Origin of the sequence: Rhodopseudomonas julia, assembly GCF_030813515.1 — a bacterium.
Taxonomy (GTDB): Bacteria; Pseudomonadota; Alphaproteobacteria; order Rhizobiales; family Afifellaceae; genus Afifella; species Afifella julia.
The window spans coordinates 133222-145340 of sequence record NZ_JAUSUK010000001.1; the positions used below are offsets into that span (position 1 = coordinate 133222).

A 12119-nucleotide genomic window follows, 5' to 3' on the forward strand; every position below is an offset into this window, starting at 1 on the left:
AGCCAGAATGCCTCGCGTGTTGCTCGATCGCTCCCTCACCTGGCGGGAGGTTGCTGAGGTCGCGGAGGGGGCACCTCTCGATCTCACATCCGCCGCGCTCTCGCGCATCGATGCTGCCGCCGCCATCGTGCAAGCGATCGTCGAGCGCGGCATCCGCGCCTATGGCGTCAACACCGGTGTCGGCGCGCTCTGCGATGTCGTGGTGGAGCGGCCGCTGCAACAGCAGCTCTCGCACAACATTCTGATGAGCCATGCGACAGGCGTCGGCGCGCCGCTCCCAGTCGCCGAGACGCGCGCCATCATGGCAGCGGCGATCAACAATTACGCGCACGGCCATTCCGGCGTCCGCCGCGAGATCCCGCAAAGCCTCGCCGCGCTCCTGAATGCCGGGCTTACGCCCCTCGTGCCGGCGCGCGGCTCGGTCGGTTATTTGAGCCATATGGCGCACATCGCGCTCGTCCTCGTCGCCGTGGGCACGGTGCGGGATGGCGAACACGTCGTCTCTGCAGCCGAGGCGCTGGCGAAGGCCGGCCTTGAGCCGCTCCAGCTTCAGGCGAAGGAGGGTCTGTCGCTCGTCAACGGCACGCCCTGCGCCACGGGTCTTGCCTGTCTCGCGCTCGCGCGTGCGAAGCGCCTTCTCTCCTGGGCGGATGCGATCGCCGCAATGACGATGGAAAATCTTGGCACCAACCCGGCCGCTTTCGCGCCCGAGGCGCTGACGCTGCGCCGCTCCGACGGTCTGCAACAGGTTGGGGCCCGCCTGCGGCACTACCTTGAAGGCAGCGGCATCGTCGCCGCCGCCATCGGCAAGCGCACACAGGATGCCCTGTCGCTGCGCGCCGTGCCGCATGTTCATGGCGCTGCCCGCGACCTTTTCGAGGCCGCAGCCACTGTCATCGACCGCGAACTCGCCTCCGTCACCGACAATCCGCTCGTCACCGGCACGCCCGAGGCACCTCACGTGCATTCTCAGGCCCATGCCGTCGGCGCGGGACTTGCCCTTGCCCTCGACGGCCTGGCGACGGCCGTCGCCGAAGTCTCGGCGATGTCGGAGCGGCGCCTCGACAGGCTTCTCAGTCCGATGGTGAGTGGGCTTCCGGCGTTTCTCGCGGCCGAAGGCGGCGCGGCATCCGGCTTCATGATCGCGCAATATGCGGCCGTCTCGCTCGTCAACGAGAATCGTCGCCTCGCCACGCCAGCGAGCCTCGACGGCGGCATAACCTCTGCCTTGCAGGAAGACCATCTCTCGCATCCGACGCCTGCCGCGTTGAAGGCGCTTGCGATTGTTGAAAACGCCACCCGCCTCCTTGCGATCGAGTGGCTTGCCGCCGGCCAGGCCTATGCCTTTCAGACCGCGGCGCGTGCGCCCGCGACCGATCGGCTTTTCGCGCAGCTCCGCGGCTTGCTTGCCTTCTATGCCGACGACCGACCGCTCTCGCAGGATATGGAGACGGCGTTCCAATTCCTGTCTTCGGAAGAACCCGCTACGCGCTAAGCCTCAGCCGCGCCGCCGGCCGATCTTGCGGACGTAGAGCTCCAGCCGGTGCGAGACGATTTCGTAACCGAGCGAGCGGGCGATCTCTTCCTGCAGCGCCTCGATCTTGTCGGAGCGGAACTCCACCACCTCGCCCGTATCCGTATCGATCAGGTGGTCGTGATGGGTGCCGCCAGCCGGCTCGAAGCGCGACGGCCCGCCTTCGAAGACATGACGCTGGATGGCGCCGCGATCCTCAAGAATCTTCATCGTGCGGTAGACGGTGGACAGTGAGACAGTGGCGTCGATCTCGGAAGCGCGTCGGAAGATCTCCATCGCGTCGGGGTGCTTTTCCCCCTCCTCCAGGATCTTCAAGATCGTCTTGCGCGCCCGCGTGATCCGGATTCCCGCATCGCGCAGCTCATTCTCGTAATCGCGGCGGTTCTTGGCTTCACCCATTATCCCCCTCTAGCGCCTGATGGGACGGCTGCAAAGAGCGGCGCGGCCGGCAAAATCATGCGCCGGCAACCCCAATCCGGTCGCGCCCGCCGATGCGCGTGACCGAACGTTCACCCAAAGCATCATATATTTGCAAATGATTTGCAATTTCATTTACAAATCAGGGCGGCCATGGGACAAGGGCTATCCGGCGGCACAGCCGCGTCGGCGCCCCGCAGCGCCTATTGATGGAGGACGCCTCGTGAAGGGATCTCGATTGCTTGCCGTGCCAGGCGCCCTTGCCATCGTCCTGGTCGGGGCTCTGCATGCCGTCCCGGCGGCAGCGGAGCTCAAGGCCGTCACGACCTTCACGATCATCGCCGACATGGCGCAGAACGTCGCCGGCGAGGCGGCGGAGGTCCAATCGATCACCAAACCCGGCGCGGAGATCCACAATTACCAGCCGACGCCGCGCGATCTTCTGCGCGGGCGCAATGCCCAGCTCGTCCTGCGCAACGGGCTCAATCTGGAGCTCTGGTTTGAACGCTTCCTCGCCAATCTCGGCGACGTCACCAATGTCGTCGTCTCCGATGGCGTGGAGCCGATGAGCATTTCGCAGGGGCCCTATAACGGCAAGCCGAACCCGCATGCCTGGATGTCGCCGACGAGCGCCCTCATCTATGTCGACAACATTCGCGACGCCTTTATCGCCGCAGATCCCGACAATGCTGCGACCTACAAGGCAAATGCGGAGGCCTACAAAGAGAAGATCCAGGCGGTCATCGCACCGATCCAGGCGGAGCTTGAACAGATCCCGGACGACAAACGCTGGCTCGTCACCAGCGAGGGCGCGTTCAGCTATCTCGCGCGCGATTTCAATCTCAAAGAGCTCTATCTGTGGCCGATCAATGCCGATCAGCAGGGCACGCCGCAGCAGGTGCGCGCCGTCATCGACGCCATCAATGAGCACGATATTGCCTGCATCTTCAGCGAAAGCACCGTCTCCGCCAAGCCGGCCGAGCAGGTGGCGCGCGAAACCGGCGCTACATATGGCGGCGTGCTCTACGTCGATTCCCTGAGTGACGAAAACGGGCCGGTGCCGACCTATCTCGACCTCCTGCGCGTCACCTCCGACACGATCGCAAAGTGCCTCGCGCCATGATGATGTCCTCAGACCCCATCACCCCGCGTGCTACGCCAGAACGTGCGCCAGAACGCGCCTCGGAGCCCGCGTCGGGCGATCCGTCCGGCATCGCCGTGCGTCACGCCACCGTCACCTACCGCAATGGCCACACGGCGCTGCGTGATGCGAGCTTTGAGATCCCGACAGGAACCATCACGGCGCTCGTCGGTGTCAACGGCAGCGGCAAGTCCACTCTCTTCAAGGCGATCATGGGCTTCGTGCCGGTTGCCGGCGGCTCGATTTCCGTACTTGGCGGCAGCGTCGAGGCGGCACTGAAAAAGAACCTCGTCGCCTATGTGCCGCAGAGCGAGGAGGTGGACTGGAATTTCCCCGTCCTCGTGGAAGACGTCGTGATGATGGGCCGCTACGGGCGCATGAACTTCCTGCGCCGACCGAAGCGCGCCGATCATGCTGCGGTCGCGACGGCCCTTGAACGCGTCGGCATGAGTGATTTCCGCAAGCGCCAGATCGGCGAACTTTCAGGCGGCCAGCGCAAGCGGGTGTTTCTCGCCCGCGCGCTCGCCCAGGATGGACGGGTCATCCTCCTCGACGAGCCGTTTACGGGCGTCGACGTCAAGACGGAGGATGCGATTATCGCGCTTCTGCGCGACCTGCGCGACGAGGGACGGGTGATGCTCGTCTCCACGCATGATCTCGGCTCGGTGCCGGAATTCTGCGATCGCGCCGTTCTCGTCAAAGGCACGGTGCTCGCCTCCGGGCCGACGGGCGAGATCTTCACGCGCGCCAATCTGGAACGCACCTTCGGTGGCGTCCTGCGCCATTTCGATCTTGCCGCCACCGACCAGGGACGGCCGATCGGGATGATCTCCGATGACGAAAAACCCTTCCTCGTCTATGGCGAGCGCGACGAGGCCGCCTCGCCGGAGAAGGATGCGGAGCGGCCATGAGCCAGCTTCTGGAACCCTTCGCCTATCAGTACATGGTCAATGCCATGTGGGTGAGCGCGCTCGTCGGCGCCACCTGCGCCTTCCTCTCCGCCTATCTGATGCTGAAGGGATGGTCGCTGATCGGCGACGCGCTCTCCCATTCCATCGTTCCGGGCGTCGCCGGCGCCTATATGCTGGGCCTGCCCTTCTCCTTCGGCGCCTTTCTCTCCGGCGGACTTGCGGCCGGCGCCATGCTCTTCCTCAACCACCGTACCAAGCTGCGCGAAGACGCCATCATCGGCCTCATCTTCACATCCTTTTTCGGGCTCGGGCTCTTCATGGTGTCGCTGTCGCCCGCCGCCGTTGACATTCAGACGATCGTGCTCGGCAACATTCTGGCGATCACGCCCGCCGACACGATGCAGCTCGTCATCATCGCCGCGGTGTCGCTCACCATCCTCATCGCCAAGTGGAAAGATCTGATGGTGGTGTTCTTCGACGAGAACCATGCCCGCTCGATCGGCATCAACCCTGTCCTGATGCGACTCGTCTTCTTTACGCTGCTGAGCGCCTCGACCGTCGCCGCATTGCAGACGGTCGGCGCATTCCTCGTCATCGCCATGGTGGTGACACCCGGCGCCACGGCCTATCTTTTGACCGACAGGTTCCCCCGCCTCATCGTCCTCAGCGTCGTCATCGGGGCAACAACGAGCTTCGTCGGCGCCTATGCGAGCTATTTTCTGAACGGCGCCACCGGCGGCATCATCATCGTCCTGCAGACGCTGATCTTCCTCATCGCCTTCGTCGTGGCGCCCAAGCACGGGCTTCTCGCCGCCAAGCGCCGCGCCCGCGAGGCGCTTGATGAGGATGCCAGAGCGCGCGAGCCGCATGCTCTGGCCGCCGAGCTGCAGCCGGGAGACCCGGCATGAACGCGCTCGACTTCGCCATCCTGCCCTTCACCTTGCCCTTCATGCGCGAGGCGATGGTGATCGCGGTTCTCGTTGCCGTTCCCTCGGCGCTTTTGTCGTGCTTTCTCGTGCTGAAGGGGTGGTCGCTGATGGGCGATGCCATCTCGCACGCCATTTTTCCGGGCGTGGTGATCGCCTATCTCGTCGGCCTGCCGCTCGTCGTCGGCGCCTTCGCCGCCGGCATGACCTGTGCCATCGCCACCGGCTATCTCAGCCAGAATTCCCGCATCAAGCAGGACACGATCATGGGCATCGTGTTCTCAGGCATGTTCGGCTTCGGCCTCGTCCTCTACACGAAGATCCAGACCGAAGTGCATCTCGACCACATCCTGTTCGGCAACATTCTGGGCGTGCTGCCCGTCGATCTGTGGCAGAGCGCGGCGATCGCTCTCCTCACCGTCGCCATTATCGCCGCCAAGTGGCGCGACCTTCTCCTGCACGCCTTCGATCCGCAGCATGCCCGCGCCATCGGGCTTCCCGTGCGGCTCATGCATTACGGGCTTCTCGCCATTTTATCTTTGACGATCGTCGGCGCGCTCAAGGCAACGGGCATCATCCTGACGATCGCGCTTTTGATCGCACCGGGCGCCATCGCCTTCCTCGTCACACGCCGTTTCGGGCCGATGATGCTGGTGGCTGTGTCCCTGTCGGTCGCCTGCGCGTTTCTCGGCGTCTATGCGAGCTTCTTTATCGACAGCGCGCCGGCTCCGACGATCGTGCTTCTGCTCGCCGCATGTTTCGTCGCGGTTTTCATCGCAATGACGCTAACCGCCCGATTGCGCGGCGAAAGCGCAACGGCCCGCATCACCCCGCAAAATCCCGGCTGATCTGGTCCTGACGAAACGAAATCCGGCGGCTTTCGTGCCTCACGAGGAGACGCGAAAGCCGCCGGGAATCTCTCACATCATTCAGGGATGCGGCGGACGGCACCCTTGTCGGCGCTCGTCGTCAGTGCCGCATAGGCCTTGAGGGCCGTCGTCACCTGCCGCTTGCGCGGCTTGGCCGGCTTCCAACCCGCCTTGTCCTGCTCGGCACGCCGACGCGCGAGCTCCGCATCGTCCACCAGAAGATTGATGGTCCGGTTCGGGATGTCGATCTCGATCGTGTCGCCATCGTGCACGAGGCCGATCCCCCCGCCCTCGGCAGCCTCAGGCGAGGTATGGCCGATCGACAGGCCCGACGAGCCGCCCGAAAAACGACCGTCGGTGACAAGCGCACAGGCTTTGCCGAGGCCTTTCGACTTCAGATAGCTCGTCGGATAGAGCATCTCCTGCATGCCCGGTCCACCCCGCGGCCCCTCGTAGCGGATCACCACGACATCGCCGGGCTGGACCTTGTTCGACAGGATCGCATGCACGCTCTCGTCCTGGCTTTCAAAGACCCGCGCGGGACCTGAGAACTTCAGGATCGACTCGTCGACGCCCGCCGTCTTCACGATGCAGCCGTCGATCGCGATATTGCCCTTTAGAACGGCAAGCCCCCCATCCTTGGAGAAAGGATGGTCGGCATCGCGGATGACGCCCGCCTCGCGATCGAGATCGAGTTCCTTCCAGCGATTGTCCTGGCTGAACGCTTCCTGGCTCGGCACGCCCCCCGGCGCGGCACGGTAGAATTCCGACACCGTCTCGGAGGCTGCACGCCGCACGTCCCAGCGCTCGATCGCATCGCCGAGCGTCTCTGCATGGACGGTCGCGACATCGCGGTTGATCAGCCCCGCACGATCGAGTTCACCGAGGATCGCCATGATGCCACCGGCGCGGTGCACGTCTTCCACATGCACGTCATTCTTGGCCGGCGCCACCTTACACAGGACCGGGACATGCCGCGACAGGCGGTCGATGTCGTCCATGGTGAAGTCGACCTCGCCCTCCTGAGCCGCGGCCAGGATGTGCAGGACGGTGTTGGTGGAACCGCCCATGGCGATGTCGAGCGCCATGGCGTTCTCGAACGACGCCTTGGTTGCGATCTTGCGCGGCAGGACGCTCTCGTCGTCCTGCTCGTAGCAGCGCTGGGCGAGGTCGACGATCAGATGCCCCGCCTCAACGAAGAGCCGGCGGCGATCTGCATGGGTCGCAAGCGTTGTGCCGTTGCCAGGCAGGGACAGGCCCAGGGCTTCCGTCAGGCAGTTCATGGAGTTGGCCGTGAACATGCCCGAGCACGACCCGCAGGTCGGGCAGGCGGACCGCTCGATCACCTGCACGTCCTCTTCGCTGACACGGTCGTCGGCCGCCGCCACCATCGCATCGATCAGATCGAGGGATTGCGACTTGCCGTCGAGCACCACCTTGCCGGCTTCCATCGGGCCGCCGGAGACGAACACGGTCGGGATGTTGAGGCGCATCGACGCCATCAGCATGCCGGGAGTGATCTTGTCGCAATTGGAGATGCACACCATCGCATCCGCGCAATGCGCATTGACCATATATTCCACGGCATCGGCGATGAGCTCGCGCGAGGGCAGCGAATAGAGCATGCCGTCATGGCCCATGGCGATGCCGTCATCGACGGCGATGGTGTTGAATTCCTTGGCAACGCCCCCCGCCGCCTCGATCTCGCGGGCCACGAGCTGGCCAAGATCTTTGAGGTGCACATGGCCCGGTACGAACTGCGTGAAGGAATTCACGACGGCAATAATCGGCTTGCCGAAATCGTTGTCCTTCATGCCGGTGGCGCGCCAAAGGCCGCGCGCGCCGGCCATGTTTCGTCCATGGGTGGTTGTGCGTGAGCGATAAGAGGGCATTGGTTTTTGGTATTCCTTCTGGCCTTGTGAGGCCGGTGGCACGACGACATTGGGCAAGGCCGATCGGCCCGTCGCGCCACGGCACGGATCCGCGAAAGGCGGACCGGCCCAGCTAATAAGCGTCCCCGCCCGGCTCGGCAACGCCCTGAGCGCAAAAGGACGAATCTCGCCGCCAGCGCCCGGCCTTGTGTCGACACCAACGTTCGGGGCCGCTTACGCCCAAACCAACGCTGCAGCCGTCGATCTCCGGATAGCGAATTCCACAAGCCCGGCGGGCCTCAGGCCAGAATTACGCCGCGCCGAATTTTTAGGCTTGCAACTGGTATACCAGTCAGCCAGTCTGATCGTCATGGCTGTTTCCTTCGAGTTTGAGCGCGACCGCGCCTATAGCCGCCTCGTCGATTTGATCTTCGGGGGCAGCTTCGAGGCCGATCAGCCTTTGTCGGAACGCAAGCTCGCCCAGCAGCTCGGCATCGGACGCATGCCGGTGCGCGACGCGCTGCGTCAGCTCGAGCAGGAAGGGGTCGTGGAGGTGAAGCCGGCGCGCGGCACCTTCATCCGCAAGCTCTCTGCGGGGGACATCGGCGACATCTACGAGCTGCGCGAGGCCCTCGAATGTCTCGCCACCCGCCGGGCTGCCGAACGGGGTCCGAGCCTCGCTTTGAGCGCATGCGGAGAGAAGATGCGCATCATGGCGCGCGATCCCTCCGCCTTCACGTCGCGCGAGATCGACGACGTCGGCACCGACTTCCACGACGCCCTCATCCAATCTTCCGCCAGCGCCCCTCTTGCCGAGATGGTGCGCCTGATGCGCATGCGATTCCGCCTGGCATTCCACCTGCCGCGGTATTTCGCACACGCCCTCGTCCAGGAAATCCTGGTCGAGCACATCACGATCTTCGAAGCGATCGTGGACCGCCAGCCCGAGAAAGCCGCCGAATTGATGCGCAGACATCTGAAGCGTGGTCTCGAGATCCGCCTGGAGCTCGAGCGGGCGCCCGGAACAGACAAGACCAAAGACAAAACAAGAGGCACAGAGAACATATGATGAAGCACCTATTCGCCGGCGGGCTTCTCGTCGGCGCAATCTCCGCCGCCGGCTTTCAGACGCCGGCCATCGCAAGCACCCTCGACGACGTGAAAGCCGCCGGCGTCGTCACCTGCGCCGTCAACGGCAGCCGGCCGGGCTTTTCCTCCGTGGACAGCCAGGGCGCCTGGCAGGGTCTCGACGTCGACACCTGCCGCGCCATCGCCGCGGCCACTCTCGGCGATGCGAGCAAGGTAAAGCTGCTCAAGACCAACAATCAGACGCGTCTCACCGCCCTGCAAACCGGTGAAGTCGACGTCACCGTCGCCAACACCACCTGGACGCGCGGCCGCGACACCGATCTCGGCCTCGATTTCGTCTCCCCGACTTTCTACGACGGCCAGGGCCTGATGGTGCCGAAGGAACTCGGCGTCACGAGCGTTGCCGAACTCGACGGAGCGAGCGTGTGCGTGCGCCCCGGCTCCACCTCCGAGCGTGTCGTCTCCGACATTCAGAAGAAGTACGGCATCTCGATGCAGCTCGTGGTGATCGAGGACCAGAAGGAGATCAACACGGCCTTCTTCGGCGGACGCTGCGACGTTGCCGTGCAGTCCTCCTCCGGCCTCTCCTCGACGCGTGCTGCCGTCGCCCCCAATCCGGACGATTACGTCATCCTGCCCGAGCTCTTCGGCAAGGACCCGATGGGACCGGTGGTGCGGCAGGACGATCCGCAATGGCGCGACATCGTGCAGTGGACTGTCTTCACGCTCTTCCAGGCTGAAGAGAGCGGCATCACCTCCGAAAACGTCGACGAGATGAAGGAAACCAGCGACGACGCGGCCGTCCGCAGGCTGTTGGGCGTCGACAAGGCAGGCGGCGACGGCCTCGGGCTTGATCAAGACTGGGCCTACAACGTCATCAAGCAGGTCGGCAATTACGGCGAGGTCTTCGATCGCAATGTCGGCAAGGGCTCTCCCTTGAAGCTCGATCGCGGCATCAACGCCCTCTACACCGACGGCGGCCTCATCTACTCGCCGCCCCTCTGAGATCACTCGTGAGATCACTTGAGAGATCGATGCGGCCGAGGTCATGACCCACATTCCCTCGACGAACGGTGAGAGCGCGGTGCCATTCTGGCGCCAGCCGCGCTCTCGCGCCATCGCCTGGCAGGCGCTGCTTCTCGCAGCGCTTGCCGCCCTTGGCATCTGGCTCGTGCTCAACGCGCGTCAGGCGCTGATCGACCGCGGCATGACCTCTGGTCTTGGCTTTCTCTTCGACCAGACGCAATTCGCCCTCGGCGAAGCCTTCTTCACCTTCACCTCGGGTGACACCTATCTCAAAGCCTTCGCCGTCGGCCTCGGCAATACGGTGTTGCTGTCTGCCGTCAGCATCGTAACGGCCAGCATTATCGGCGCGATCGTGGGCTTCGCTCGGCTTTCGCCCAACGCGCTCGCAAGCGGCATTGCGCGCGCCTATGTCTACGCCTTCCGAAACACGCCGCAGCTCGTCCAGATCGTCTTCTGGTACACCTTCTTCACACTGTTTCCCGCAGCACGTCTTTCCTGGTCCTTCTTCGACGTCGCATTTGCCTCCAACCGGGGGCTGACCATCCCGGCACCAGAGAACATGACCGCCTTCACCGCGATCGCGGCTGCCTTCCTCGCCGGCTGCGCGCTCGCCTGGCGGGTCGCGTATCTGGCCGACCGGCGCCGTCGGCGCACCGGGCAAAAATGGAAGTCCGCGAAGCCGGTTCTTGTCGCCACGATCTTCGTGCCGGCCCTGCTCGTCTGGTTCCTTTTCGGTATGCCGCTCGCCTGGTCGGTCCCGGAGCTGAAGGGGTTCAATTTCGCCGGCGGCATAACGTTGTCGCCGGAATTCCTCGCCATCTATTTCGGCCTTTCTTTCTATATCGCAGCCTTCATCGCCGAGATCGTCCGCGGCGGCCTGCTCAGCGTCGATTCCGGGCAGATCGAGGCGGCCAACGCCATTGGCCTCACCCGGATCGACCTTTATCGCCGCGTGGTCGCGCCACAGGCGCTGCGCGTCATCATCCCGCCCCTCGCGGCGCAATATGTGAGCCTGTTGAAGAACTCCTCGCTCGGCGTGGCCGTCGGCTACCCGGATCTCTTCTCCGTTTCCAACACCATGCTCACCTATTCCGGCCGCACCATTGAGGTCCTGTGCATCATGGCGGCTGTCTATCTCGCGTTGTCGCTCGCGATCGGCGCGGTCGCGAATTTCGTCAACAGCTTCGTGCAGATCCCGGAGCGGTGATGATGATGGAAGTTCCGGCATCCTACGCAAAAATCGGCGGCGCTCCGGCGCGCATGCCGCCCCTCGGCAGCACGGGTGTTCTCGCCCGCCTGCACAAACGCTATTTTGCGACGCCGCTGATGAGCGTCGTCACGGTCGTGCTTGCGGCGATCATCGTCTGGGCGCTCACGGGCCTCTTCCGCTGGGCCATCTGGGACGCCGTCTGGTATGCGCCGGAAGGTACCGCGTGCCGGGATGCCGCCGGGGCCTGCTGGGCGGTGATTACCGAAAAACACCGTGTCATGCTCTTCGGCGCCTTCCCCTATGAGGAGCAGTGGCGGGGCGCCGTGATCATCGCCCTTTGGCTCGTCTGGGGCGTCTTGACGGCCACGCGTCTCTTCGCCGTGTCGCTGCGCCTTCTCGGCTGGCTTGTCATCTTCGTTGCGACGATCGCACTCCTGCGTGGCGGTATCTTCGGTATGCCGCATGTCGGAACGGATCTCTGGGGCGGGCTTCCCCTCACCTTTCTCATCTTCGGCGGCACCGTCGCCGGCGGCCTGCCGCTCGCCATCCTGCTTGCGCTAGGGCGTCGCTCACAGCTGCCCGCCATCCGTTTCTTGTCGATCGCAACCATCGAATGCGTGCGCGGCATTCCGCTTCTCGTCGTTCTCTTTTTCGCCGCGCTCATCCTGCCGCTCTTCCTGCCGCCACAGCTCAATGTCGATAAGCTCGTGCGGGCGGAGATCGGCATGATCATCTTCTTTGCGGCCTATGCCGCGGAGGTGGTGCGCGGCGGGCTGCAGGCCCTGCCCGACGGACAGGAGGAAGCCGCAAAAGCGCTCGGCCTGCGTTACTGGCAGCGCATGCGCAAGATCGTGCTGCCACAGGCGCTGGCGATCTCCATCCCCGCGCTCTTCAACGACATCATCCGCGCCTTCAAGAACACCACCTTCTTCGCCATCCTCGGCCTCTTCGACGTGCTCGGCGCCACCAAGGCCGCCCTGCAAGATCCGAACTGGGTGCGCTACGGGCTCGAAGGCTATCTCTTCGTCTTCCTGCTCTACTTCCTCATCTGCTCCGGCATGTCGCTTTACGGCCGGTCTTTGGAACACGCCAACGCCAGCCGCGGCCGCAAGGTGGAGCGCTAAC

Annotated in this window: 11 protein-coding genes; 9 read left to right on the forward strand and 2 right to left on the reverse strand. The window is 64.3% G+C overall.

Features of this window, described 5'->3' with window-relative positions:
- The first annotated feature begins 7 nt into the window (after positions 1 to 7).
- The gene (locus J2R99_RS00550; protein ID WP_307152572.1) at positions 8 to 1495 is read left to right on the forward strand and encodes an HAL/PAL/TAL family ammonia-lyase; all 1488 of its coding nucleotides are present in this window, start codon (positions 8 to 10) and stop codon (positions 1493 to 1495) included.
- Positions 1496 to 1498: 3 nt separating this feature from the next.
- Here the strand turns inward: J2R99_RS00550 and J2R99_RS00555 are convergent, their stop codons facing one another.
- Positions 1499 to 1933: a Fur family transcriptional regulator gene (locus J2R99_RS00555; RefSeq protein WP_307152573.1), complete on the reverse strand. Its 435-nt coding sequence runs from the start codon at positions 1931 to 1933 to the stop codon at positions 1499 to 1501.
- Between the two features lie 256 nt (positions 1934 to 2189).
- Between J2R99_RS00555 and J2R99_RS00560 the strand changes: the two genes are divergently transcribed.
- From J2R99_RS00560 to J2R99_RS00575, 4 genes are read left to right on the forward strand one after another with little or no spacing between them, the layout of a single operon-like run.
- Entirely contained in the window at positions 2190 to 3074 is an 885-nt protein-coding gene (locus J2R99_RS00560; RefSeq protein ID WP_370872309.1) for a metal ABC transporter substrate-binding protein, read from the forward strand.
- On the forward strand, positions 3071 to 4003 hold the full coding sequence (locus J2R99_RS00565) for a manganese/iron ABC transporter ATP-binding protein (RefSeq protein ID WP_307152574.1): 933 nt from the start codon (positions 3071 to 3073) through the stop codon (positions 4001 to 4003). Before J2R99_RS00560 ends, J2R99_RS00565 begins: the two co-directional genes overlap by 4 nt.
- Positions 4000 to 4911, forward strand: coding sequence for a metal ABC transporter permease (locus tag J2R99_RS00570; protein ID WP_307152575.1), 912 nt, complete (start codon positions 4000 to 4002; stop codon positions 4909 to 4911). Before J2R99_RS00565 ends, J2R99_RS00570 begins: the two co-directional genes overlap by 4 nt.
- Entirely contained in the window at positions 4908 to 5777 is an 870-nt protein-coding gene (locus J2R99_RS00575) for a metal ABC transporter permease (protein ID WP_307152576.1), read from the forward strand. Before J2R99_RS00570 ends, J2R99_RS00575 begins: the two co-directional genes overlap by 4 nt.
- Positions 5778 to 5854: 77 nt before the next feature.
- On the opposite strand, the gene ilvD is transcribed toward J2R99_RS00575, so the two are convergent.
- Positions 5855 to 7690, reverse strand: coding sequence for a dihydroxy-acid dehydratase (gene ilvD, locus J2R99_RS00580; RefSeq protein WP_307152577.1), 1836 nt, complete (start codon positions 7688 to 7690; stop codon positions 5855 to 5857).
- Positions 7691 to 8039: 349 nt separating this feature from the next.
- Here ilvD and J2R99_RS00585 point away from each other — a divergent pair, with 349 nt between their 5' ends.
- From J2R99_RS00585 to J2R99_RS00600, 4 genes are read left to right on the forward strand one after another with little or no spacing between them, the layout of a single operon-like run.
- Positions 8040 to 8738 carry a GntR family transcriptional regulator gene (locus J2R99_RS00585; RefSeq protein WP_307152578.1) on the forward strand — a complete coding sequence of 233 codons (699 nt, stop codon included), beginning with the start codon at positions 8040 to 8042 and terminating at the stop codon, positions 8736 to 8738.
- Positions 8735 to 9763 carry an amino acid ABC transporter substrate-binding protein gene (locus tag J2R99_RS00590; protein WP_307152579.1) on the forward strand — a complete coding sequence of 343 codons (1029 nt, stop codon included), beginning with the start codon at positions 8735 to 8737 and terminating at the stop codon, positions 9761 to 9763. The genes J2R99_RS00585 and J2R99_RS00590 overlap by 4 nt, the downstream gene beginning before the upstream one ends.
- 43 nt (positions 9764 to 9806) lie before the next feature.
- Positions 9807 to 10991 (forward strand): amino acid ABC transporter permease, encoded by a 1185-nt coding sequence (locus tag J2R99_RS00595; RefSeq protein WP_307152580.1) that lies wholly within the window; start codon positions 9807 to 9809, stop codon positions 10989 to 10991.
- Positions 10991 to 12118, forward strand: coding sequence for an amino acid ABC transporter permease (locus J2R99_RS00600; RefSeq protein ID WP_307152581.1), 1128 nt, complete (start codon positions 10991 to 10993; stop codon positions 12116 to 12118). Before J2R99_RS00595 ends, J2R99_RS00600 begins: the two co-directional genes overlap by 1 nt.
- The last annotated feature ends 1 nt before the right edge of the window (position 12119 follow it).

Excerpts from the sequence above, each read along its gene's own strand:
- J2R99_RS00550 (WP_307152572.1), top strand. The coding sequence starts at position 8 with ATGCCTCGCGTGTTGCTCGATCGCTCCCTCACCTGGCGGGAGGTTGCT.
- J2R99_RS00555 (WP_307152573.1), bottom strand. The coding sequence starts at position 1,933 with ATGGGTGAAGCCAAGAACCGCCGCGATTACGAGAATGAGCTGCGCGAT.
- J2R99_RS00565 (WP_307152574.1), top strand. The coding sequence starts at position 3,071 with ATGATGATGTCCTCAGACCCCATCACCCCGCGTGCTACGCCAGAACGT.
- J2R99_RS00570 (WP_307152575.1), top strand. The coding sequence starts at position 4,000 with ATGAGCCAGCTTCTGGAACCCTTCGCCTATCAGTACATGGTCAATGCC.
- J2R99_RS00575 (WP_307152576.1), top strand. The coding sequence starts at position 4,908 with ATGAACGCGCTCGACTTCGCCATCCTGCCCTTCACCTTGCCCTTCATG.
- ilvD (WP_307152577.1), bottom strand. The coding sequence starts at position 7,690 with ATGCCCTCTTATCGCTCACGCACAACCACCCATGGACGAAACATGGCC.
- J2R99_RS00585 (WP_307152578.1), top strand. The coding sequence starts at position 8,040 with ATGGCTGTTTCCTTCGAGTTTGAGCGCGACCGCGCCTATAGCCGCCTC.
- J2R99_RS00590 (WP_307152579.1), top strand. The coding sequence starts at position 8,735 with ATGATGAAGCACCTATTCGCCGGCGGGCTTCTCGTCGGCGCAATCTCC.
- J2R99_RS00595 (WP_307152580.1), top strand. The coding sequence starts at position 9,807 with ATGACCCACATTCCCTCGACGAACGGTGAGAGCGCGGTGCCATTCTGG.
- J2R99_RS00600 (WP_307152581.1), top strand. The coding sequence starts at position 10,991 with ATGATGATGGAAGTTCCGGCATCCTACGCAAAAATCGGCGGCGCTCCG.